The organism is Cupriavidus taiwanensis LMG 19424 (genome assembly GCF_000069785.1).
Lineage (GTDB): Bacteria > Pseudomonadota > Gammaproteobacteria > Burkholderiales > Burkholderiaceae > Cupriavidus > Cupriavidus taiwanensis.
Genome location: NC_010529.1, coordinates 476,749 through 500,353, shown reverse-complemented (window position 1 = coordinate 500,353; position 23,605 = coordinate 476,749). Strand labels below are relative to the sequence as shown.

General features: G+C 59.3%; 15 protein-coding genes and 10 pseudogenes. 11 read left to right on the top strand and 14 right to left on the bottom strand.

Going from position 1 to position 23,605, the window contains the following annotated elements; genetic code table 11:
- Nucleotides 1-84: 84 nt before the first annotated feature.
- Nucleotides 85-618 (bottom strand): annotated as a pseudogene (gene istA / locus RALTA_RS28565) (IS21 family transposase); the annotation flags it as partial.
- A gap of 80 nt (nucleotides 619-698) precedes the next feature.
- A pseudogene (locus RALTA_RS30065) lies at nucleotides 699-869 on the bottom strand (Lrp/AsnC family transcriptional regulator); the annotation flags it as partial.
- A 409-nt stretch (nucleotides 870-1,278) separates the two neighbouring features.
- Between RALTA_RS30065 and RALTA_RS28560 the strand changes: the two are divergent.
- Nucleotides 1,279-2,379, top strand: coding sequence for an IS5 family transposase (locus RALTA_RS28560; protein WP_012354816.1), 1,101 nt, complete (start codon nucleotides 1,279-1,281; stop codon nucleotides 2,377-2,379).
- A 366-nt stretch (nucleotides 2,380-2,745) separates the two neighbouring features.
- On the opposite strand, the pseudogene RALTA_RS30055 reads toward RALTA_RS28560, so the two are convergent.
- Nucleotides 2,746-3,391, bottom strand: a pseudogene (locus tag RALTA_RS30055) (transposase); the annotation flags it as partial.
- A gap of 137 nt (nucleotides 3,392-3,528) precedes the next feature.
- On the opposite strand from RALTA_RS30055, the gene RALTA_RS28550 reads away from it, so the two are divergent.
- From RALTA_RS28550 to RALTA_RS28545, 3 genes and pseudogenes are all read left to right on the top strand, one after another.
- Complete coding sequence (locus RALTA_RS28550) at nucleotides 3,529-4,767, top strand: IS4 family transposase (protein WP_012354743.1); 1,239 nt, start codon at nucleotides 3,529-3,531, stop codon at nucleotides 4,765-4,767.
- Nucleotides 4,768-4,847: 80 nt separating this feature from the next.
- Nucleotides 4,848-5,145: pseudogene (locus RALTA_RS30585) on the top strand (hypothetical protein); the annotation flags it as partial.
- A gap of 1,164 nt (nucleotides 5,146-6,309) precedes the next feature.
- Nucleotides 6,310-6,645 (top strand): hypothetical protein, encoded by a 336-nt coding sequence (locus RALTA_RS28545; RefSeq protein WP_012354810.1) that lies wholly within the window; start codon nucleotides 6,310-6,312, stop codon nucleotides 6,643-6,645.
- Nucleotides 6,646-6,808: 163 nt separating this feature from the next.
- Here the strand turns inward: RALTA_RS28545 and RALTA_RS31030 are convergent, their stop codons facing one another.
- Together RALTA_RS31030 and RALTA_RS31025 are read right to left on the bottom strand one after the other, a co-directional pair.
- Nucleotides 6,809-7,036 carry an ATP-binding protein gene (locus tag RALTA_RS31030; protein WP_240988366.1) on the bottom strand — a complete coding sequence of 76 codons (228 nt, stop codon included), beginning with the start codon at nucleotides 7,034-7,036 and terminating at the stop codon, nucleotides 6,809-6,811.
- Between the two features lie 2 nt (nucleotides 7,037-7,038).
- The gene (locus RALTA_RS31025) at nucleotides 7,039-7,218 is read right to left on the bottom strand and encodes an ATP-binding protein (protein ID WP_240988367.1); all 180 of its coding nucleotides are present in this window, start codon (nucleotides 7,216-7,218) and stop codon (nucleotides 7,039-7,041) included.
- 180 nt (nucleotides 7,219-7,398) lie between these two features.
- On the opposite strand from RALTA_RS31025, the pseudogene RALTA_RS30040 reads away from it, so the two are divergent.
- The 4 genes and pseudogenes from RALTA_RS30040 to RALTA_RS28525 all read left to right on the top strand — a co-directional run.
- Nucleotides 7,399-7,509: pseudogene (locus RALTA_RS30040) on the top strand (transposase domain-containing protein); the annotation flags it as partial.
- An 806-nt stretch (nucleotides 7,510-8,315) separates the two neighbouring features.
- Entirely contained in the window at nucleotides 8,316-9,818 is a 1,503-nt protein-coding gene (istA, locus tag RALTA_RS28535) for an IS21 family transposase (protein ID WP_012354806.1), read from the top strand.
- Nucleotides 9,805-10,572: pseudogene (istB, locus tag RALTA_RS28530) on the top strand (IS21-like element helper ATPase IstB). The gene istA (RALTA_RS28535) and the pseudogene istB overlap by 14 nt, the downstream one beginning before the upstream one ends.
- A complete protein-coding gene (locus RALTA_RS28525) occupies nucleotides 10,569-10,775 on the top strand; it encodes a hypothetical protein (RefSeq protein ID WP_012354803.1) in 207 nt (68 codons plus the stop codon). Before istB ends, RALTA_RS28525 begins: the two are co-directional and overlap by 4 nt.
- Nucleotides 10,776-10,875: 100 nt before the next feature.
- On the opposite strand, the pseudogene RALTA_RS28520 reads toward RALTA_RS28525, so the two are convergent.
- Nucleotides 10,876-11,085: pseudogene (locus RALTA_RS28520) on the bottom strand (IS21 family transposase); the annotation flags it as partial.
- Between the two features lie 33 nt (nucleotides 11,086-11,118).
- Between RALTA_RS28520 and RALTA_RS28515 the strand changes: the two are divergent.
- Nucleotides 11,119-12,339 (top strand): ISL3-like element ISRta1 family transposase, encoded by a 1,221-nt coding sequence (locus RALTA_RS28515; protein ID WP_012353615.1) that lies wholly within the window; start codon nucleotides 11,119-11,121, stop codon nucleotides 12,337-12,339.
- Here the strand turns inward: RALTA_RS28515 and istA (RALTA_RS30035) are convergent.
- A pseudogene (gene istA, locus RALTA_RS30035) lies at nucleotides 12,340-13,095 on the bottom strand (IS21 family transposase); the annotation flags it as partial.
- 345 nt (nucleotides 13,096-13,440) lie between these two features.
- Nucleotides 13,441-14,013: pseudogene (locus tag RALTA_RS28510) on the bottom strand (IS5 family transposase); the annotation flags it as partial.
- Nucleotides 14,014-14,169: 156 nt separating this feature from the next.
- Here RALTA_RS28510 and RALTA_RS28505 point away from each other — a divergent pair.
- Nucleotides 14,170-15,132 (top strand): IS5 family transposase, encoded by a 963-nt coding sequence (locus tag RALTA_RS28505; RefSeq protein WP_012354594.1) that lies wholly within the window; start codon nucleotides 14,170-14,172, stop codon nucleotides 15,130-15,132.
- Nucleotides 15,133-16,027: 895 nt separating this feature from the next.
- Here the strand turns inward: RALTA_RS28505 and RALTA_RS28500 are convergent.
- A complete protein-coding gene (locus RALTA_RS28500) occupies nucleotides 16,028-16,231 on the bottom strand; it encodes a cold-shock protein (RefSeq protein WP_012354797.1) in 204 nt (67 codons plus the stop codon).
- 442 nt (nucleotides 16,232-16,673) lie between these two features.
- Here RALTA_RS28500 and RALTA_RS28490 point away from each other — a divergent pair.
- Nucleotides 16,674-17,812, top strand: a protein-coding gene (locus tag RALTA_RS28490) for an IS3 family transposase (protein WP_373429608.1) whose coding sequence is annotated in 2 segments (ribosomal slippage) — nucleotides 16,674-16,941 and nucleotides 16,941-17,812 — 1,140 coding nt in all. Because the reading frame shifts where the segments join, the coding sequence is not laid out codon by codon here.
- A gap of 59 nt (nucleotides 17,813-17,871) precedes the next feature.
- Here RALTA_RS28490 and tnpB read toward each other — a convergent pair.
- From tnpB to RALTA_RS28465, 5 genes and pseudogenes are all read right to left on the bottom strand, one after another.
- On the bottom strand, nucleotides 17,872-18,207 hold the full coding sequence (gene tnpB, locus RALTA_RS28485; RefSeq protein ID WP_012354795.1) for an IS66 family insertion sequence element accessory protein TnpB: 336 nt from the start codon (nucleotides 18,205-18,207) through the stop codon (nucleotides 17,872-17,874).
- A gap of 306 nt (nucleotides 18,208-18,513) precedes the next feature.
- A pseudogene (locus tag RALTA_RS31155) lies at nucleotides 18,514-18,645 on the bottom strand (IS66-like element accessory protein TnpA); the annotation flags it as partial.
- A 425-nt stretch (nucleotides 18,646-19,070) separates the two neighbouring features.
- Nucleotides 19,071-19,637, bottom strand: a complete 567-nt coding sequence (gene phaP / locus RALTA_RS28475) for a TIGR01841 family phasin (protein ID WP_012354794.1) — start codon at nucleotides 19,635-19,637, stop codon at nucleotides 19,071-19,073.
- A gap of 314 nt (nucleotides 19,638-19,951) precedes the next feature.
- Nucleotides 19,952-21,280: an IS4 family transposase gene (locus tag RALTA_RS28470; protein ID WP_041232870.1), complete on the bottom strand. Its 1,329-nt coding sequence runs from the start codon at nucleotides 21,278-21,280 to the stop codon at nucleotides 19,952-19,954.
- A 615-nt stretch (nucleotides 21,281-21,895) separates the two neighbouring features.
- Nucleotides 21,896-23,386 (bottom strand): GMC oxidoreductase, encoded by a 1,491-nt coding sequence (locus RALTA_RS28465; protein ID WP_012354791.1) that lies wholly within the window; start codon nucleotides 23,384-23,386, stop codon nucleotides 21,896-21,898.
- Nucleotides 23,387-23,605 lie beyond the last annotated feature (219 nt).

Here is a 23,605-nt window from a genome sequence, read left to right as displayed (position 1 = left end):
GGTATGGAGGAGCAAAGGACGGGGCGAGTTCCTTCGGATTTCTCGCTGCTGCTGATTACCTGAGTAATCGGCAGCTGCCGATTATTCAGGCACGCCGCCGAAGAAAGCCAGCGCCTCTTCCAGACAGGCGCATAGCGTGGCGGTGTCCTCGCCGGCCGTGAAACGCACGAAGCTCGCGCGGCTGTAGCCCAGCGTCGCCACCAGTGCCAGCAGTGGCTCGCGCCCGCGCCGAATGACTGTGAAGTCGGCCTGCATTTGCTTGCCAGGGGCCGTCTCGAAGCGCACCAGCGGCTCGGGCTCGGCGCGCTTATGCGGCGCCAGAAACACCTCGAGCTGGCTGACGCCACCGTCGTAGCCGCGTTCGCGCAACTCGCGTAGCAGCACGGTCGCCGGAATCCAGCGCGGGCGTGCCGCTTCGATGCGCTCCAGCAAATAGCCGTGGTGCGGCGCAAGCTTCGTTGCCCTGAGCTCACGCGGCCTGTACCGACCCGCGTGTTCGTCGCCCAAATAGCGCCGCACCGTGTTGCGCGACAGACCCGTCTGCCGTGCTATCTCCCTCACCCCCGCACCTCGTTTCGCCAATACCCTGATTTCCACTGCTTGCTCCTGTGTCAGCATCGGCGGCAAATCCGCCATCCTCCACCAGGTGGGTCAGTTTTACTTCGGCGGGGTGGGTCAATTTTACATCGGCGCTAACAACTAACAAGTGCGACATAGCGCCGTATTACGCCGGCACTCGCGAGGGCTCTGACCCGAGCGAGACACGGCGACGGAGAAAGATGAACGCGGCGCGCTAGTTCAACGTTCGTTAGAGCGCTGTTCTGCTGGAGTTCATCGAGAATTCGCAGATCTGTTGTGTCGAGATTCATTGATGCCTACACAATATTTTCGCCCCGCATTGTCCAGTCCCAGTCAATCTCCACGCCGGCGTAAGCTGATATCAGACGCCGACAATTGCGACGATGCCAACATCGATTCGCTTGGACAGACTCAACGCGTTGAACTACCAGGCACGCTCGGGGTACAACGAGTTTCCAGCCTAGCAAAATGCCGACCATGGCTGGCAATGTGGATCTTGTAATGGCGGTTTCGCCGACTGATGCTGGCGCCGGTTCGTGTTCCACAACCTTCACATATTGATGCTTGGCGGGGAGTTGGAAAGAAGACTGGCTTGCCTCGGCGCTGGCGCCCTAGCAGGCCGCTGAAATACCTCCAGCGGACGTCAGCGCGACGACTGGCTGAAGCGTTGCTTTGAGGATCCCATCCAATCCCACATTCATGCGCGGCGCAGATACCTTCACGGAAAGCTTGTTCACTATGCGGAGGCTGGAGGATTTCGTGCCGCAGTCCCATCCGCTGCGCTCGATCCGGACTATGGCCAACCAGGCGCTGGTGAAGATGGACCGGCTGTTCGCGCAGATGTACGAGGCCGATATCAAGGGTGGCCGCCCCAGTATCGCGCCGGAGAAGTTGCTGCGGGCCATGCTGCTGCAGGTGCTCTACAGCATTCGCTCTGAGCGCCAGCTCATGGAGCAGACGCAATACAACCTGCTGTTTCGCTGGTTCATCGGGCTGTCGATGGACGACTCAGTTTGGGTGCCCACGGTCTTCACCAAGAACCGCGAGCGACTGATCAAGCATGATGCGGTGATCCAGTTTTTCAACGAGGTGCTGGCCATCGCGCAGAAGAAGAACTGGCTGTCGGGTGAGCACTTCAGCGTGGACGGCACGCTGATACAGGCGTGGGCAGGCCACAAGAGCTTCGTGCGCAAGGATGGCGACGACCAAGACGATGACGCCGGCGGCAGCTTCAAAGGTCGCAAGCGCAGCAACGAGACACACGAATCCAAGACCGATCCCGATGCCAAGCTCTACCGCAAGGGCAAGACATCCAGTGAGCTGCGCTACATGGGTCATACCCTGAGCGACAACCGCCATGGCCTGGTGGTTAGCGCCATGGTGACCAAGGCGGACGGACACGCCGAGCGGGAGGCCGCAAAGGTCATGCTTAACGATGCCAGGCAGGTGATTGAAGACCTGAATGTGGAAGTCACCGTGGGCGCGGACAAGGGCTATGACGCGCACGAGTTCATTGAGGCCTGCCTGGAAATGAAGGTGACGCCCCACGTGGCGCAGAACACATCGGGTCGTCGCTCGGCCGTTCCTGATGCCATTGCTTCCAGCGCCGGTTATGCCGTCTCGCAACAGAAGCGCAAGCTGATCGAACAGGGCTTCGGGTGGGTCAAGACCGTGGGGCGCATGCGTCAGGTGATGGTGCGCGGTCTGAAGAAAGTCGATCAGATGTTTGTGCTGAGCATGGCCGCCTACCACCTCGTGCGCATGCGCTCGCTGGGACAAATCCGTTCGCAGTTGCAGTAATCGCGCTAATGAGGCCGGAATGGGCGCCAAAATGCGGAAAAAGCCGAGGCAGTGACGTCCGGCTTCCGGATTGTGAAAAACAGCGCTCCCCGCCTTGCGGGGAAAAACTCATCGCTAGCGCGATGAGTACTTCAGCAGCCTGCTAGATCAATTGGTGAAGCGCCACATCAGACCGGCAGAGCGTTTAACTCGGCAGAGAATAGGGTGAGAAGCTTCGATAAGCTATTGTTCACACGACATCGTACGGGTCCCATCGAGAACCACTACTTGAATGCCGCAGATTTTGCTCCCGGTCTAAAACAGCAACTCACTGTGAAAGCATAACAGTTCGGCCCGTCATCCTGACAAGCTACCGGCGCACGCCTCCGCGCCGGAACGCGAGACGGCGCCCGACGTACTTTCAGACCAAGGCTTCGCTCCATCGCGTGGTGGAATAGCGGGCTGTGCAACTCGCGCGGCAATTTCGGCGTGGCTTGCCTTATTGTCGTAAGCGCCGTCACCTCCGATGGTATCAATCGGCGTATCTGGTGTTGGCGTCCATAGCAAGATGGACCGTGCGCCAGGTCCGTCGCTTGAAGCAACTGTGCTTGCGAACCTTCCACTCGTCTTCGCCGTAAAGTTTCAGCCCCGCGCTATCGATCACCAGATGCGGCGGCTCGCCAGTACGCGAGACGGGCAGCACGACGTTCAGATTCTGCGCGCGGCTCATTGTCGTGTAGTTCGGCGCTGGCAACGTTGGGAAGGCCAGGCTACGCAAGCTCTACTCGAAGCCTTGCAGCACGCGCAGCGGCAGCGGGAACCCCTGCTTGAGAGCGATCAGCTCCTGGATCAGCGCATCCGTATAGGCGAGCGGGTGGCCACGATAGGGCGACAGGGCTTTAGCCGGCGGCCCGAGCAAGTTCCTCACCCACCTCGGGATATCTCCTCGGGGTATCAATCCCTTGTCGAACTGCGCCCAGTTCTTGACACGGTAGCCCCCCCTGGAGCCAATCCACCCAAGTTTAGCCGTCAATAGAATCGCGATTTGCCCCCGCGAACGCTTGACATGTGACGAGGTTCGAGCGGCCGCCGCCCTGCTTGCGCTGGCTGTTTAGCGCAAGCAGGGCGGCGGCCAATAGAGGATCGCTTCTCGATCTTCGCTTGGCTCTCATGCCCCTGACCGATTTGTTCGCTTCGCTTACCGAATATCTGCACACCAAGGTCTTTCACGATCTTGCTCGCCATCCCGAACGACCCTCCGCATTCACCCGTCAGCGCAAGCTCACTCTGCCGACACTGATCGCCTTCATGCTTGGCAACTTGCGCATGGGCGTACAAGCCGAACTCGATCAATTCTTCGCCGCGCTCGCGCGCCAGAACATCTTGCGCCGTTGCGTCAGTGAACAAGCCTTCGCCCAGGCTCGCAGCAAACTCAGCGGCGATGTCTTTGCTCACCTCAATGACTGGCTGCTTCGGCAGGTGTCAGACCATTTGCCGCGCTGGCATGGCTTTCGGCTAGTCGCCGCGGACGCCTCACACCTGCGTTTCGCCATCCGCCACAGCCATCTGCCTCGAGCCGCCACTCGCGATCAACTCGCCTTCGGCCTATACCTGCCCGGGGCCGAGATCATGCTCGCCGCCTCACTGCACAGCGTGCACGAGAACGAACGCCAGATCCTGTTCGAGCATCTGGACCGCCTGCAATCCGACGACTTGCTCTTGCTCGATCGCGGCTACCCCGCCCGCTGGCTGGTGGCCGTGCTCAACCAACGAAAAATCCCTTTCTGCATGCGCGCCGACGGTAGCGGCTTTGCTGCCGTGCGGCACTTCGTCCGCTCCGGTCGCGACGAGGCCATCGTCACGCTCCCGGCTCCAGCCCGAAATGACGCGCGCGACTATGAGTGTGCGGCTACTCCGCAGACCGTCCGGCTGATCCGGCAGATCTCGCCAGCCGGCAAGGTGCGCGTGCTCATCACCAATCTGCTCGACATGCACCACTATCCGGCTGCCACCTTCCGCGATCTCTATCACCAGCGCTGGCGCCTCGAGGAGGCGTTCAAACGCCTCAAACACCGCATGGCACTCGAACATCTGTCCGGCCTCTCGCAGTTGGCCGCCAGGCAGGACTTCGGCGCCAAAATCCTATGTGACAACCTGCACGCCCTATGCTGCCTCACCGCCGCGCAGGAACATGACATTGACTCGGACCATCGGATCAACCGTACCTACGCCATTACCGCGCTCAAACCTGTCCTGCCTGCGGTTCTGCTCGGCCTGCGCTGGGCCAGGGCTGCTCTGAATGAGACCTTGGCCTTGATCGCAACACGTATCCATCGCGTGCGACCGGATCGCGCCAAGCCCCGTCCGCCTCGCCAGAAGCCTCATCATGCTGCCTATAAGGCTTGTTGATGCTTACAGTAACTTGGGTGGATTGGTGCCGGCCTGGCCATCTCCATACCAAAGCTTACGCACCCCGCGAACGATTTTCGATGCAAGACACGATGATCTCGCCCGATTTCCCCGACGCCGCCGCCTTGGCGGCCCTGCGCGCCTGGTACGCGGGCGCGTCGTCGCGCCAGGCGGTCGCCCGCGCGCCCGAAACGTTGCGGTCGCTGCCCCTCCCCGAGCCGCAGATCAGCGATTCAGCGGGCGCGCGCCCTGGTCACGGCGGCACTGCCCGATCCGGTCGTGCCGTGGGAGCAGATCCGGCTGCCGCATGAGATCGACGGATCACGTGGAGCCTTCCGGCCCCTCCGCCAGATGTGCACGCTCGATGCCAACAATGACTAGACGCCATCGGGGTGTTGGTAGGAAGATGGAACAGAGGCGGCGCGGCCGCGAAGCAACCCAGCTTACTGTTATCACTGTGCATTCTGTGAGCCCCGGCGAACCCATTGCCGTCTGTTTCTGGTTACGCATCCATGGTCATTAAGGATGGTCGTATCGTTGTTGAACGGAATATCCTCGCATTGGTAATACACCCCTCAAAGTTAGACGGGCGTCAAACTTTGAGGGAGCGGATTAAAGAAGGTGTCCATATTGACGGGCATGGAGCGTACTATCCAGGCCTTTCAATTCTTAGTTACAAATGCAGGTCTTCAGCACCGCATCATACTCGCATGTCTGCCCTGGATGCTGGGGTTGGCATACTGGCTGAGCTGATGCAGACACCGCGCCCCCGAGCAAAGTGATGGTCATTAGCGCGCCGAACACTGCCTTCTTGATGTTAGACATGATTGGATCCTTGAAAGTTTGAAGTTTAAATGTCGAGCCACAATTACAAAGATTTGAGAAATGCCGTCGAGGCAAAACACTGGGCCCATTCCATTCCAATATTTCCTGCTGGATGCCAAAATGGCACGAACTCGCTATGTTCGTCATTCCTGAAACAGCACGAGGAATGGCTAGAGAAGTCTAGGCAATATGGTATGTGCGAGGCAAGGCAGAAAGAATGGCCAACTTCCCTGTTGTTGATCAAAATCAAGTTTTGCTACGTCATTGCTTGAAGCGGCGTTGTTGCATAAATCGAGATTGAGGGGCTCCTCGGTGAGGCTGCGGAAGAGGTGCGACTTCCCCGATAGGGCCGGTGGGTTAGCGGTTTTTCACAACGTTCGCTGGAGGTATTTCAGCGGCCTGCTAGGTCAGTGGCGGGAACCGGGGGCAGCGGTGTACAGTTTAAGACAACATGATGTTCAATGATATAACAATTATAACAAATCACCCAAGAATAAGTATTGATTTATTCACTTTTCGGATGGTTATCAGTTTTCCTGGGCGCCAGGAACATAGATTGCATTTACTTCATTATTGATATCCCGCGACCTTCTCTTCCTATAGCCGCAGAAGTGCTTTTGGCGCGACTTATCTCGACTGACCAAGGAGAAGACCGAGCATCGCTAAGCAGAGAGTCCCTTTACGTCATTCCTATAATTTCTTCGCATGGGAAAAATCATGATCCAGGCTCAAAAGATCACAGTAAAAAACAAAACCGGCTATGTGTTCTGCTTCTCAGTCCAGTGGCAGAGTAGCGACGGCACGTGGCATGCCACGACGATATCGAGCGGCGATTATCCCGCGATGCAGTCTAGAACCCTCACGCTCGACGAGATAGGCGTGCCGGGCGATGCGGTCGCAGTGACGCCCTACGGGCATACGGTGAACCCACAGTTGGGTCATGTTCAAGGAACGCCGCACGTTACTTTCGCGTCGAACGATCACATCGCAATCTACGAAGCAACCGTGACACCTAAAGAAAGGCTTCAAATCACTCTTGAGAAGAATGGTTAAGGATACTCTGCACAAACGCAAATCGAGTGTGCTTGGCCGTTTAACAGGGAGCTGAATGCGCCACGACTCCAACCTATCAGCCCGGAGCGGGGATTTGACTGGTGACGACGGTTGAGCGCGAGCCGTGCTGAACATCCAGCAGGCCAAGCAGATCACGGCGCGCCTAGTCGGCAAGGGGCGTCGTCGCAAAGTCGTCCACCACTAGAATGTCGGGTTTGGCCCATTGGGCCAGCAACGTCCCGAAGCGCCCGCTGCCATCGACCATAGCCATCTCCTCCCTGAACTTCGGCATGCGCAGGTAGCCGACGGAGTAGCCATGTCGGCAAGCCTGGTTCGCCAAGGCGTACGCCAGCCAGCTCTTGCCGAGGCTTGTCTTGCGGATGAGGATCACGTTCAGGTGTCCCCAGTACATTCCCCGGTCAACAGGCGGGCCAGCAGGGCCCGGTCCAGGCGGCGGGCAGCGCGGTAGTTGATGTCCTCGGGGACGGCGTCTGGGAAGCGAAGTTGTGCGCGCCGCAGCCGGGCCGAGAACATGCGCGACTGGCGCTTGCTGCATTCGCGTTCGACGAGCAGCCCGAGACGTTCTTCGAAGCCGAGCTGGTCGATGCTGACCTGCGATCGAGAGTGCCATGGTTATCCCTGCATCCCAGCGCTCTACCAGGCGGGATTTCCTACCCCGGCAAGATGGTCGGCTTCCCGTGGAATCCATGGTTGCTTTGCCGTGGAATCGCCGGTTGGATTCGGGTGGAGTGAAAAACCTGTAAGGCCAACGACGTAGATCCGTATCAGTATCTCGTTGCCTTGTTCAAGGCGTTGCCACAGGCACAGACAGCCGACGACTATGAGGCTCTGCTGCCCTTGTGAACGGCTGTTTAAAACCGGCACTAAACGGTGGCGTAGCTTAAAGATGCAGAACAACTCCTGCATTGCAGGACTGTCCCAAGGTCTTCTGATTTGATATTGAAGGGTTGTCACCGGGCGCGTCGGAACGAGCCCGTAGGGCGAGTGCAGACGCGCCCGGTGACGGGCATTCCGCAAGGTGGTGACGTCGCAGTAGGGATGCGGTAAAAAGGTCGGATTTACCGCCGAAAAGAAACAGGCACGACACCGGTCCAAACCGCCAAGTTCATCCCGATGTCGTGCCCCACTCGTGCCAAGGGCGCGCGTGCCGGGCCAGTATGGCACGGCTCGTCCAGCCCGTCGAGGCCGTTTCGGCATAACGGGGGATTGCCGATGCCGGCCACGGGCCGCCTCTTTGTGTGCGCTCATTGCCGGGCGCAGGTCATTGTTTGCCGCCGCTGCGACCGCGGTCAGGTCTACTGCAATGGCGGCTGCTCGCAAGCAGCGCGCCGCGCCAGTCTGCGCGAGGCCGCTCAGCGCTACCAACACAGCCGCCGCGGCCGCCTGGCGCACGCGGAGCGGATGCGCCGCTATCGCTGTCGCCAAAAGAAAGTGACGCATCAGGGTTCCGTCGCGCAGGCCGCCGATGCTCTACTGCCGCTGACCTTGACGACGCCGGCCAGAGCACCGGCGCCCGCTGGCGCCTCAATACCTGTGTCTGAGCATTGCCACTTCTGCCGTTGCGCATACTCGGGCTTTGTTCGCCTCGGACCACTGCGTCGTAGGGTCTTCCGTGATGTTCGTACGACTGACCGCACAGGACACGACCCATGACCATTGGAGTAGAACTCGAAGCCCAGATTCTGCGTTACTACCACGTCGAGAAATGGCGCGCCGGCACCATCGCGCGCCAGTTGCATGTGCACCGCGACACCGTTCAACGTGTGCTGGCACAGGCCGGCCTACCCCGGATTGGCACGGTGCAGCGGCCCTCGCAGATCGACGCCTACCTGCCATTCATCCATGAGACGCTGAAGAAGTTCCCGTCGCTCACGGCCAGCCGCCTGTATGCGATGGTGACCGAGCGTGGCTACCGCGGGAGCCAGCACCACTTCCGGCACATGATCGCGCTGCACCGGCCGCGCCCACTGCCCGAAGCCTATCTGCGTTTGCGCACCCTGCAGGGGGAACAAGGGCAGGTTGACTGGGGACACTTCGGCCATCTGCAGATCGGCCGCGCGCGCCGGCCGCTGATGGCCTTCGTGATGGTGCTGTCGTGGTCGCGGCAGATCTATCTGAGATTCTTCCTCGATGCGCGCATGGATAGCTTCCTGGCCGGCCATGCCGGCGCCTTCGAGGCTTGGTCCGGCCTGCCCAGGGTCCTGCTCTACGACAACCTGAAGAGCGCCGTTCTGGAACGCCAGGGAGATGCGATCCGTTTCCATCCGACGCTGCTCGCGTTCGCGGCGCATCACCGCTACGAGCCCCGGCCGGTTGCCGTCGCCCGTGGCAACGAGAAAGGGCGCGTGGAGCGCGCCATCCGCTACGTGCGCGAGAACTTCTTCGCCGGACGCACCGTGACCGACCTCGATGAGCTCAACGCTCAAGCCGCCCATTGGTGTGCGGGACTTGCGGCCGATCGCCCCTGCCGGGAAGAACCGACGATCAGCGTACGCGAGGCGTTCTGCCGCGAGCAGCCCAGCCTGCTCGCCTTGCCGGAGAATCCCTATCCGTGCGAACCGCAACAGAACGTCAAGGTCGGCAAGACACCGTACGTGCGCTTCGGCCTGAATGATTACACGATCCCGCATACCCATGTGCGACGCACGCTCACGGTGCGGGCCAGTCCCCGGCAGGTACGCATCCTCGATGGCACGGAACTGCTCGCCACTCATGAGCGCAGTTACGATCGCGGCGCGCAGATAGAAATTGCCGCACACATCAACGCCCTGGTCGAACGCAAACGCGAAGCCCGCCACCATCGCGGACTTGACCATCTGGCTCGGGCGGCGCCGGCCAGCCAGGCGCTGTTGCTGCGCGCGGCGGAACGGGGCGGCAATCTGGGCAACATCACCACCCACCTGCTGCGGCTGCTCGACCGGTATGGCGCCGCCGAACTGCAAGCGGCGATCGAGGAAACCCTCGCCAGCGACGCGGCACCTCACCAGAATCCGGTGCGCCTGGCGCTGGAGCGCCGGCGCGAAGCGCGCCATGCACCCCCGCCGGTGGGCATCCATCTGCCTGAACACGTCCGGCACAAGGACAAGCTGGTCATACCCCACCGGCTCGACATCTACGATCAGATCGCTGGAGATGCCAATGAACACGCCTGAGAACCTGCAAAGCCGTACGAATGCCTTGCGCCTGCATGGGCTGCTGGCGCACTGGCCGGAGGTCGCTGATGCTGGATGGGTAGCGCCGCTGCTGCAATGGGAAGAAGAGGAGCGCTCGCGTCGCTCGCTGGAGCGACGCATCCGGGATGCCCGCCTGGGCAACTTCAAGCCATTGTGCGACTTCGACTGGACGTGGCCGACGCGCTGCGACCGGGCCGCCGTCGAGGAATTGATGTAGCTGGAGTTCGTCAAGGACTCGGCCAACGTCGTGCTGATCGGCCCGAACGGCGTCGGCAAATCGACCCTGGCGCTGAATCTGGCCTATCAGGCGCTCGTCCACGGGCACACGGCGCTGTTCACCACCGCCTGCCAGATGCTCGGCGAGCTGGCCGCTCTTGACAGCGATTCGGCCTTGCGTCGGCGCCTGCACCGCTATGCCTCGCCGGACGTGCTGGTCATCGACGAGGTCGGCTACCTGTCGTACTCAAACCGACATGCCGATCTGCTGTTCGAGCTCATCAGTCGCCGATATGGCGCCACCAGTACGGTGGTTACAACAAACAGACCATTCGTCGAATGGTCTGAGGTGTTCCCGAATGCCGCCTGCGTCGTCTCGCTGGTTGACCGACTGGTGCATCGTGCCGAAGTCATCGCGATCGAGGGCGAGTCGTATCGCGTCAAGGAAGCGCGCGAGCGGGCCGATCAGCGAGCAAAGAAACGCAGCGTGGCCCGGGCGGAGAAAAAACCATCATGACGCATCTGCATCTGCCGTCAGGCATCACCCAGGGGCTCGACTTCCTGATCCCAGACAACTGGTCCGCTGAGCAGGCGCTCGCCGTCGTCGAACTCATCGACGATCTACGCGAGCGGATCTGCGCTCACTACCAGCTCGCATTGCATGACCTGCTGAGTGAGCAGCGCTCGCCCCCCGAGAAAAGCCTCGACGATCCGTTCTAACCTGCTGTCCAACCCAAACAGCAAGGGGCCGCATGCGGCCCCTTGCTGTTGACCTTCTTACCCAACCGTACGCCGCCATTTACTGCCGCTTTTACACCGCCGTCAACAGCTGCTGGCGCGTCGTGCCGTGGATGCGAGTGCCGGCCTCGGCCATGACCCAGGCGCGCACCTGGCGGTTGGCATCGGCGAGGTCGCGGAAGTCGCGCAGCGGCCCGAAGCTGTTCTTTACGTACTTGACTCCCGATTCCACGATGCCCTTTTTCTGGTTCTTCGCAGAAAACCGTGGCCCGAAAGAGCACATTTTGTATGCTGATGTCTGTTTCTTCAGGTATCAGGGGGATGTGTGCTGGATCGCAAGACGCTGCAAGCACTGGGTTGCTGGAAGGGCTACCGGCTGGAGCGCGTGGAATGGCCGGAGGGAGAGAGCCGTACGCTGTCGTTGTACTTGAAGCCGGTCAGCAAGGTCATGCATTGCGAGGAGTGTGGCGCGCGCTGCCATCAGGTGCATGAGACAGTGGTCAGGCGAGTCCGGGACCTTCCGCTGTTCGAGTATCGGGTCGTACTGCACGTGCCGCGCCGGCGCGTTTGGTGCGACCGTTGCGGCGGTCCGAGGCTGGAGCGGCTGGAATGGCTTGGGCGCTACCAACGCGTGACGGCCCGCTTGGCCCAGGCTTGCGGCCACTTGTTGCGCCACTGTACGGTGCAGGCGGTGGCGGCCTTCTACGATCTGGGCTGGCACACAGTTAAATCGATCGATAAGGCTCGCTTGCGTGAGGCAGTGGCCGAGCCGGACTGGTCCAATATCCGCTACCTGGCCATGGATGAGTTCGCGCTACACAAGGGGCATCGATATGCCACGGTGGTAGTCGACCCCATTGGGCGGCAGGTGCTCTGGATCGGACAGGGGCGCTCACGCGAGACCGCCCGAGCCTTCTTTGAGCAGCTCCCCGCCGGCGTTGCGCAGCGCATCGAGGCCGTCGCCATCGACATGACGACCGCGTATGAGTTGGAGATCCGGGCGCATTGCCCGCAAGCAGAGGTGGTCTTCGACCTGTTCCACGTGGTAGCTAAGTACGGGCGTGAGGTCATCGACCGAGTACGGGTGGATCAGGCCAATCAGCTGCGGCACGATCGGCCGGCCAGACGGGTGCTCAAGTCCACACGCTGGCTACTGCTGCGGAATCGGGAGAACTTGAGCGTCCCCCAGGCGGTTCATCTGGATGAGGTCCTGGAGGCGAACCGGCCATTGCTGACAGTCTATCTGTTGCGCGACGAGCTAAAGCGGCTATGGTTCTACCGCCGCCCGGCGTGGGCGCAAAAAGCTTGGGAGCAATGGTGCGAGCAGGCTCGGCAGAGCCGAATACCTGCCCTGGAGTTGTTTGCGAAGCGCCTGCAAGGCTACTGGCATGGCATCTTGGCCCGCTGCCGCCACCCATTGAACACCAGCGTGGTCGAAGGCATCAACAACACCATCAAGGTCATCAAGCGCCGCGCGTACGGCTATCGCGACGAGGAATACTTCTTCCTCAAAATCCGCGCAGCCTTCCCCGGAATTCCTCGATGAACCCTTTTTCTGTGGGTCCCGTGGCGGACAGGGGTCAATGCGGAAGCCATAGCCCTCGGCACATTGCGCGTAGGCCCGCTGAACTTCCGGTTCGTAGATGCAGGCCCTGGTGATGGCGCACTTGGGGTTATCGATGATGAGCCGCACCGGCACCCCATGAAACCATTCGAAGGCATGTCGGTGACACTGCAGCCAGGTGGCAATGGTCTGGTCGCGCACGATCTCGACGTACTGGTGCCGGGACCAGCAAAGCGTCATGACAAAGTACCAGGTCTTGTGGATCTCGCCGGTATACACATCGGTGAGCGTCGGGCCGGCGCCAAAGTCAATCTGCGCGGCCTCAGCCGGCTTGAACTCTAGCCGCATGGGGACTTCCGGTACCTCAGATTCCTTGATTTGCTTGAGGAACCGGTAAATGGACGACGTGCTACCGCAGTAACCATGGTTGCGCTCGAGGGCGCTGAGGATCGTCGTGCCCTGAATGCCGGCCGCGTGCCACTGCACAATCTGTTCGCGCCAGGCTTCCAGCGGCGACACGCAACTGGGGGGCAACGGTGCTGCCATGCTGTCGCGGCCGAAGACCTCGGCCAGCTCCGCGTCGGTGGGCAACGGGGTGTCGGGACCTAGCCAGCCCCGGTTGCTCGCGGTCTCTCGGACCTGGGACAGCTTGCGCCGCCCCATCGTCTTGGATCGGGCGATGTCCCGGTCAGAATCGCCCTGGCGCATCCGCACCAGGACCTGTCGGTAATGAAACATCTCGAACCTTCTGTTCATGCTCCCTTCCGGCCAAAAGCCGGAAGCGTAGCGGTCAATGAAAGGAGATCGCCGCCGTAATGGACGACCAAAGCCATCAACTACATGCTGAATGTGAATCGCCGGCATGATGGAGCCAATCCGTCGCCGGCGTATTGGCGCCACCAGATCTTCGGCGTAATGGCGCCAGGGAATCACCGGCGTAATGGCGCCGGCGAATCTGGAGCCACTGCCTGGCTCGGGCTCGAACTTCAACAGGTGCGGCAGCAAAGGAGGTCCCGGCCCCTACTGGACAGCTTCGAAGTGTGGTTGCGAGAGCGGCTATTGACGCTCTCGACGCAGTCGGAAACGTGATTCGTGTGTCTCGTTGCTGCGCTTGCGACCTTTGAAGCTGCCGCCGGCGTCATCGTCTTGGTCGTCGCCATCCTTGCGCACGAAGCTCTTGTGGCCTGCCCACGCCTGTATCAGCGTGCCGTCCACGCTGAAGTGCTCACCCGACAGCCAGTTCTTCTTCTGCGCGATGGCCAGCACCTCGTTGAAAAACTGGATCACCGCATCATGCTTGATCAGTCGCTCGCGGTTCTTGGTGAAGACCGTGGGCACCCAAACTGAGTCGTCCATCGACAGCCCGATGAACCAGCGAAACAGCAGGTTGTATTGCGTCTGCTCCATGAGCTGGCGCTCAGAGCGAATGCTGTAGAGCACCTGCAGCAGCATGGCCCGCAGCAACTTCTCCGGCGCGATACTGGGGCGGCCACCCTTGATATCGGCCTCGTACATCTGCGCGAACAGCCGGTCCATCTTCACCAGCGCCTGGTTGGCCATAGTCCGGATCGAGCGCAGCGGATGGGACTGCGGCACGAAATCCTCCAGCCTCCGCATAGTGAACAAGCTTCCCGTGAAGGTATCTGCGCCGCGCATGAATGTGGGATTGGATGGGATCCTCAAAGCAACGCTTCAGCCAGTCGTCGCGCTGACGTCCGCTGGAGGTATTTCAGCGGCCTGCTAAGGATGCTCTGCACAATTAGCCGGCGGATGTGCTTGCAATGAATCGTCGAGCCAGCGAGCATGTGGCGCATGAAACAAACTGACCTTGGACTGAACTTGTCGACCAAGCGCACCCGCAAGCGCGAATTCCTGGACGAGATGAACCGTGTGGTGCCATGGGCCGATCTGGTGATGCTGATCGCTCCGTACGCCCCGGAAGGCAAGCGCGGCCGTCCCCCGTTCGCGGTCGAGGCAATGCTGCGCATCCACTTCCTTCAGCAATGGTTCGGCCTGTCGGACCCGGCGATGGAAGAAGCGCTGCACGACGTGCCGCTGTATCGGGAGTTCGCCGGGCTGGACAACTGGACGGTGAGGCTGCCCGACGAGAGCACCATCCTGCGGTTCCGTCACCTGCTGGAGAAGCACAAGCTGGCCGCTCAGATCCTCGCGCTGGTCAACGACATCCTTCGCGACAAGGGATTGATGCTGCGCGCGGGCACGGTGGTGGACGCGACACTGATCAGCGCACCGAGTTCGACCAAGAATGGGTCGGGCGAACGCGACCCAGAGATGCACCAGAGCAAGAAAGGAAACCAGTGGTATTTCGGCATGAAAGCGCACATTGGCGTGGACGCCGAAAGCGGGCTGGTGCACACGGTGCGGGGCACGGCGGGCAAGGTCAACGACGTGGTTGAGGGCAACAGCCTGCTGCATGGAGAGGAAACCGACGCGTTCGGCGATGCGGGCTATCAGGGCGTGGAGAAGCGTCCGGACGCGCGGGCGGGCGTGAACTGGCACGTAGCGATGAAGCCAGGCAAACGTCGCGTCCTGGACCAAAGCAAACCACTTGGCGCGCTCGTCGATCAGGTCGAGCGAATCAAGGCGGGCATCCGGGCCAAGGTCGAGCATCCGTTCCGGGTCATCAAGCGGCAGTTCGGCTACACCAAGGTCCGCTATCGAGGGCTGAGGAAGAACACCGCGCAACTCATGACCTTGTTCGCACTGTCCAACTTGTGGATGGCGCGCGGCAAACTGCTGGCTGCCGGGGCATGAGCGCGTTTCTGGCTCACGCCGATGCCTCGCGCGCAGCCCGCGAATGCTGCTTCGCGCGTGCGAGATAGCTTCGCTCCGAGCTGATAGGTTGGCGTCGTGGCGCATTCAGCTTCCTGTTAAACGGCCAAGCACACTCGATTCGCGTTTGTGCAGAGTATCCCTAGCGGCGCGGAGCCGCCTCGATTGAGTTCAGGTTCAAGGAGTTGCTCAGCGCGAAGCATGAGACTCCACGATGTACTGGAGTGCTTGTTCGCATTGTTCCAGCGACAACACATGAATGCTCGGGGTTGCGACATTCAGATCAAGCGATGCGAAAAAAAACATTTCATGCCCCGGGCGTTGAAGTCAACGACACCGTCGCGCCTAATCTTTACAGCGACTAATAGTTCGAGCGCATCGTGCAATTGGACCTTTCGCTCCCGCAACGCTGCGTTGGCAAGCCGACCCAGTGGCATGTTGTTCTTGCTCCATTTGCGCACGTCGATCCAAATTCGGCAGGCGGCGCAGATCCATACATGCCCAAGATCATCAAGAGGCGATACGCCGCTTCACCCGCGTCAAGAACCGACCTGACGCCACAGTAATTTCCGACCGGTTGGGGAAGTGCAGAAATCGGGCGACCAACGGATGTGGCTGGGCCGTACTTTAGCGCCCGACGATTCAGTCTGCTCCCACTACTACAACGCACCGATTGCTGGCGCCACTTGCGGATAACGAAAGCACTCAAATATTATATGCCCTGCTGCGAGGGTCTTGTGGAAGTGGTAATTACAATCCTGAATTGCGCATATCTTCCCAGCGATTTCCGGAAAAAAATACAAAGGAGCGACGATGGTGCCAAACTCGCGGACAAATTAGCGCCACGCCGCCAGATAGTTAAATGGCTATCAAGTGCTCAGAGCTTACGAATCTTTGACGCCTGCGGCCCCTTCATACCCTGCGTGATTTCAAATTCTACTTTCGCGCCCTCCTCCAGTGACTTGAAGCCGGCACCTTGGATTTCCTTGTAATGAGCGAACAAGTCTTTACCGCCATCATCGGGCGTGATGAACCCATATCCTTTTTCACTGTTGAACCACTTTACAATACCAGTCGCCATTTCATCCTCAAAGTTGCTATTGTTTTGGCCTTGGGCCACATCTCTTGCTGGAAAAACACTACTATGTGTGCAATAGCATAAATATAACCACGCTTGACGCTATGACAACATAGTAATGCGGATTAAAAAGCCTTCTGAAGAAAAACTCAATTCATCAGTGCGAACCGAATCCGTGACGAAAGTTCGCCCCGTCAACGGCCCATGCGCCGCTAGTTTCGCCAACGGCGCGTCAGTTGGCGCTAAAATGCCGCCACCTGCATTCTTCTACGTTTCCTGTCAGAATGCGTATTGCACTTGCTTAGATGAAGCCCAATGCAGTTAGTTCATAAGCGCCGGCGAAAAGAATCGAGCGCAGAGGTGGCGGCGGAAATTCGGACAGTCGGCTAAGTGGAAGAGCTGGGGCCTGAGCCGGCCATAATGGCGGGCATAAAGGATCCAGAAGATGACGAAACGAAGCAGACGGACCCACTCGGCAACCTTCAAGGCCAAGGTGGCCATGGCCGCGCTCAAGGGCGACAAGACGCTGGCGGAATTGGCCCAGCAGTATGACGTGCACCCGAGCCAGATCACGGAGTGGAAGCAACAGTTGGCGGAGCACGCCGCGGACGTGTTCGGCGGCGGCAAAACCAAGACTGCGGCCGAGCCGCCGGTGGACGTGAAGGCGCTGCATGCAAAGATAGGCCAATTGACACTGGAGAACGATTTTTTAGAGCACGCGCTCGGCAAGGCGGGATTGCTGAGCGGAAAGCGATGATTGACCGCGATCACCCGCTGCCGGTGAGCCGCCAGGTCAAGCTGGTCGACATTTCCCGATCGAGCGTCTACTACCAGCCGCGTCCAATCAGCGACGCGGATCTGAGGCTGATGCGCCGGATCGACGAACTGCATCTGGAGCATCCCTTCGCGGGCGCACGCATGCTGGCCCGCCTGTTGCGACGGGAGAGCATCCCGGTCGGCCGCCGGCACGTGCGCACGCTGATGAAGCGCATGGGCATCGAGGCGCTGTACCGTCGCCCCAACACGAGCCGCAAGCATGCGGCGCACAAGATCTGGCCATACCTACTGCGCGACCGGACGATCGATCGCGCCAACCAGGTGTGGGCGCTGGACACGAGCTACATTCCGATGGCGCGGGGCTTCGTGTATCTGACGGCGGTGGTGGACTGGGCGAGCTGCAAAGTACTGGCCCACCGGGTGGCGATCACTCTGGAGAGCTGCCATGCTGTCGAGGCGCTGGAGGAGGCCTTTGCGAAATACGGCACGCCGGAGATCGTCAACACCGACCAGGGCAGCCAGTTCACCGCGACGGGGTTCACAGACGCTGTGCTCGACCGCGGCATCCGACTGTCGATGGACGGCAAGGGCAGTTGGCGCGACAACGTGTTCGTCGAACGCCTTTGGCGCAGCGTCAAATACGAGGAGGTCTACCTGAAAGCCTACGACTCGGTCAGCCATGCGCGCCGCTCTATCGCTAACTACCTAACTTGGTACAACCAACGACGGCCCCATTCCAGTCTGGCGGACCAGACCCCGGATGAGGCATACTTCGCCACGCTGGCAGCGATCAAATCGGCAGCCTGACTGCCCCAGCGCTTCCACTTAAAAACTCCGGATCTCTGTCCAAACAAACGGCGCCACCTCTATTCTCGGTGCGGGTGCCGGCGCATCGCCTCGATGTCGATTCCCTGGAGCAGCCAGTGCAACGGTTCGACCGTCAGCATAGCCACTGTCGCCTCGCGTGGCCAGGCAAACCGGTCCGCCTCCAATCGCTTCAACAATAGCCAGAAGCCGTTGCGATCCCACCCGAGAATCTTGATACGATCGGCCCGCTGGTTACGGAACACAAATACAGCCGATGCAAACGGATCCAGCCCGAGCGCCTGCTCGACCAGCAGTGCCAGGCCGTTGATGTTCTTACGGAAGTCCACTGCGTCGCGATGCAGATACACCCGCAGCCCAGCGTCGAGGCGGAACATCAATGGCCTCCACTCAGGGCTTCGATCATTGCCTTTACGAGCCCAACGTCTCGCTCGCTGCATTCCAGCTCGAGCGATACACCGTTGGGCAGCTTTGCGCTCAACAGCGCCAGCGGTTGCGCTCGCCGCGGTGGCGGATCGCCAGACACCACAACCTGTGCGGGTGTCTTGATTGGCCGCGAATCTAGAACCTCCTCGACAACCGGCACGAATGCCGGCAACGCACCTTGCGCCTGCGCTGAATCTCGGATCCCGAATCCATTTGCGCAACTGGTTAGCGTTGATGCCCGCCTTGAGAGCCGTGCCTGAAACCGATGCTCCCGATTGAAGACAGAACTCAATCAGACGCCGCTTGGCCGCTGGCTCGTAGTCTCGCTTCCCATTGGAGCGGACTCGCACCGCCTGCAGCGGAAATAGGTCAATCTCGTCTTGGATCATGCTTGCGTCCGCAAAGTCTTTGCGGACGCAAGCCTGCCAACGTTCAGCCTCCAATACCAGACGTCGTCAATTGAGCGCTTACTTAGAAGGCCTCGCCAAGTATGGTGCGTTAGCTAGTATCTGGCTGTCCAAGCCCAAAGTTCTTACGCAGATTATCTACTGACGGATGCCACGTGCGCTTTGCGACCGCAGGTTGTTTCTAAGGAGGGCAGGATGAAGGGTGCAATATTCGCATCAAGTGTGCTCAACGAGGCATCGGAATATCCCCAAGGCGCCAGTCTTCTTGTCGGCGGCGCTTGACTATCACATGCTACCATCGAAGCGCTGAACTGCTGATTCTAGGTGAGGCGTTTGGATAGGCTCAGCCATCAATCCGACTTTTTTGGGCGGGACCCTCCGTGAAGACTTCCCGCCGCCGCAGCGTGCTAGCCTTTGTCGGCCCGCGCAGCGTTACTAGACGGCTGCAGGGCAGAGGACGATGCGAGTGAGGCCGCGAGGTTCACGTTGTTCTCGGTGATGTTGCCCACCTGCTTGGCTGTTCGCTGCATCGCATCGAGAAAGCTTGTTGTAGCGGTCAGAGCCGACTTCCAGGCGGCCATGGCAGTTCCCGAGCCAGAAGGAGCGACACGCTCGACCGCATCAATATAGTCCTGCATTACGCGCTTGCTCTGTTCATATTGGGCTTCGACCACCGTCGCAAGGTCGGCACGCGTCTCCGCGGCTATCTCGAGCCCTTGCCGGCAGTATGCTTGAGCCTTTTCGGCCAGCGGTAGCAAAATCCTGGCTTCCATCACCGGTAGGTCGCCATCGTTTTTGGCTTCAAATGCCTTGCGCGTGCACGCCTGGGTTTCAGCTAACGTCCATTTCATCGTCTGTAAGTTCAGTTCCGCAACCTTGTGAAATCCCTCGAGCGTTCTACTGGTAAGCCCGTACAGGATCTCAACACCCGCTTTTTGCGCTGCTGCAATCGCTTCTATGTCTGACGTAGGCATGACAAAGCCCCTGGAAATGTGCCCCAGTTGTCCCAACGAGGGCTTTCACAAGAAATTGTCCGTACAGTTCGATACAAGGATAGCTCGGATAGATGTCTACGAGACTTTCGACCAGGGCGCTCCAGCGTGTCGAGGTCTTGGGCATCCACCCCTTCCGAATGATGGGCGATAAATGGCACGGTCTCAAGAGGACTCAGGCGCCACAATTTTGGCAGACCCGATTCTGCGCACAAGCACACACTAGACAATCCCCCTATTGGCATGGTCCGTTGGAATACGGCCTCCCTCCTTGAGTGCATTTCCTTATACGGAAGTCATGACTCTTCCCTCAGTGTTTGAATAGTGAGCGCGGCGTCCATGGTTCGCTGCATGCCGATCCAGATCGTCTTGGCGCCGGGCTCGCCATCGTTCTTCCGCCCAAGGAACCCGCCCAGGGAAGCAACCAACCGAATCATCTGATTGAGTGTGACCGGTGTCTTCGGGCAAGCTTTCTTGGAGAGCACGTATGCCCCCCGAATCTCGTCGGCATCGAAGAACAGCGACGCATCCAGATCCGGACAGGTTCTGCCCAACCGCATCAGGCGGGCAATGCGCCATGCCACCACCATATACAACGCCAAGGCCCGCTCCACACGATCCATGTGCGATAGCTGTAGCGCCTCGACCTTGCAGCCGGTCTTCAGGACATGGAAGAACATCTCGATCTCCCACCTTGCCCGATACCATTCAACAAGTTCGTTGACCGCATCAGCGTCCTGCGCTTCTCGGTTCGTCACCAATCGCCAAACCACTGGCTTGACGCCTGCGGGCGCTTCGATCTCCCTTGCCGCCACACAGGTGAACTCCGCTCCGACCAGACCCGGCAGCTTCATACGCTGGGCGCGTAGTTCCTGTTTGACCTCGCGCGCCTTCTGGCCTGCTCGCCCTGGCAAGATAAAGGTGATTTCCCCGAGTACCGGGCTGGCGTCGACGCTATCCCACAACTTGCCGCCCTCGGCCAGGTTGCGGTTGTGTTGGCTGCGGATCAACCAGTCGGCCGGTTGGCCAAGTTCCTGGGCGCGCGCCATCAACTCGGCAATATCACCCTCGCGGTCTGTCACATACACCAGCCGTGTCTGCGGCAATAGCGCGGCTTGCTCCGCAACCCGTTCATATCCTTCAATCCAGCGTACGCTTTCCTTGATCCCGCCCCGGTTGCCATCGGCGTCCTTGGGCTCCCGAGCCCACATCCAGGCATCGATCACCCCCAGCGGCTCGCGGTCAGGCGTCACCGCGTAGGTCGGATGCAAAAACATGCCCCGCTGGGCTTCATAGGTCAACGGACCCAGCCCGTCGATCTCCTGGCCATTAAAGTTCAATTCGGTTGTATCAGCGATGCACAGCACCACCGGAAACTGCGCGGCCCTCGCTGCAGTGCGCTCCCAATGCGGCTGCATTACGTCCCGCCAATCGATCTGCTCATTGCCGAGAAACCGATATGCCGCGATGGTTTGCGACCAGTCATCGCATGCGCCGGGGATGCTCGCCGTCGGCAGAGCCGCAAACCGCTTGAGCAGCTCCTTGGCGCGCCGATCCCGCCGCGGATCACCAAGATCCAGACTCTCGAATTCCTCGTCCACCCATGCCCCCGACTCGTTGCTCATTGCTGCGCGAAAATCCGAGAGTAAACGCGAGTCTGGCGAAGTTAACAACCCCCTTACCTCGAAATTCCCGGAACTTCAAGCTCCAAGCCTCGCCGCGGAGACGGTCCTACTTCCGTATAAGGGGATGCCTACCACCTCGTGCGCATGCGCTCGCTGGGACAAATCCGTCCGCAGTTGCAGTAATCGCGCTAATGAGGCCGGAATGGGCGCCAAAACGCGGAAAAAGCCGAGGCAGTGACGTCCGGCTTCCGGATTGTGAAAAACAGCGCTCCCCGCCTTGCGGGGAAAAACTCATCGCTAGCGCGATGAGTACTTCAGCAGCCTGCTAGGTGTAGTCGCGAATCTCTTTGAGATTCTTGCAGCTAGCATCTGGCGCTGCTCGCTTACTGGGGATGGAAGAATGTCGGCATCGCTCTCCATAGCTTGAGAGAGTCTCGCCTTAAATTCAGGGTTGTTACTACCCAAGGGTGAGGCGCCGCTGCAAGATGACATGTCAAGATAGATCTTGCCATCGATATCCTCCGCCATCGAGCCCCAGGCGGATTTAAAAATGATGGAAGAGCGGATTTCGCGCTCCCATTCAGCCAAATGGCCAGTGGATCCAGAACAGGACATTTAGTTTTCCTTTTCGGCGAGTGACAGCGCCATTCGTTTTGCGTTGGCCATTATGGTATGCGTGGGATGGCTATTTCCGGCGAAATTCATAACGGAGCCATCCATAACATAGATGTTCGTTAGCCCGTGAATCTTGCCGCAGTGATCCACGACTGATGTCTTTGGAAAAGAACCCGCACGCATGGTGCCGTGTAGATGTGAACTGCCTTTGCCTCGCGAGAAAGGCATTCGTTCGATACAGGATGCGCCTAAGCGGCGGAGAGTGTCTTCAGCCCGGTTGGCGAGAAAACTGATTCGTGCCCTATCATTTTCTGAGTTTTTATACGCTATACGGATGTAAGGAATGCCGTGTGGGTCGATGGCGCTGTCAAGCATTACACGGTTGTGTGACCATGGTTCCTCACCAGCGATATAGTGAAGTCGCACGCGACCGATGTTTTCCCCTGGCGAATCCAAATTTGCCTCGTAGATTAACCCCCCAAATCTGCATGGCACGCCAGGGTGCTCATAGAAGTCGTCCGTATACACAGTCGCATGCGGGCCCCAATGCGCAGGAAGCGCGGCTGGATTCTTCACGTAGCCAACGGAGTACCCGCTTATCTTGAATGAGAGGCCGCGCCCTACGAGGTCAGAATCATTTCCAATGCCTGTAGGTGCATGTCGGCTCTTCGAGCGAAGCATTAAAGCCGCCGACTGAATTGCATTTGCACACACAATGACCGCTTTAACGGGGATACGAATCCGCTGCGAGGAAAGCGGCACATAGCACTCAAGGGCTTCTGCGTGGCAGTCGCTTCGGAGCTCGATCGAATTGACAAAGCATCCGTACAGCACCGAAATCGATCCTGGGAAAGCGGAATCGTCTAAAACACTCTTAGCTAGGATGTTGGCCTTTGCATTCGTAGGGCAGACTAGGTGGTTGCAAGAGGAGCATTCAATGCATCCATTGGTGGTTTTGGGTGGCCGGATCGCCAGCGGAACACTCTTTGGCGTGATTCCAAGTTCTCGCATCGCATTGGATATAAGTAGACCTCTTTGGCTTGCTGGATAGGGCTGAAATCCGTACGTACCGCTAATCTCTAAGAGACTTTCGATTTCGGAATAAAAAGGTTCGAGGTCCAGAAGTGAAATGGGCCAATCTATCTCCATGTCAGTCCTAAGGTATTGGGATGCCGAGAGATCTGCTTGACGGTATCTGAACATGATAGCGTTGTAAAATTGCATTCCTCCCCCAACGGCACATGCTGTCCATGGATTTCCATCGGCGCGACCGTGTGGAGATGTTCGTGCCTTACTATAGGTTGCTTGGTTGGGGGCGTATAGCGCACCTGGGGATACCAAGGCTCCATATTCGAGGAGGGCTACGTGGAAACCTTTTTCCGCAAGTGTTCGGGCAGCAATTGAGCCTGAAGCGCCTGAGCCTACGATAACAACATCGAAGCTTGTGTAATCGCGAGATGCGGTCGCCGCAATGTGTTTGATGTCTGTCATGTGCAATTCTGTCCTTTTTGGGAAGGGATGTTAGCGCGGGCCAGTCGCCGTTGCGCGCGACAGACCTAAGCAATTCTTTGGTACGTTCCACGTAGTGTGGGATGGCAATGCCTGCCAATTTGGTGGCCGGGTGGCGATAGCTAACGTGGAAGCCATCATGAGTGCGTATGAACCAAAAGAACACCTCATCAGGATCAGTGCAGCGGCTACGGAAGACGG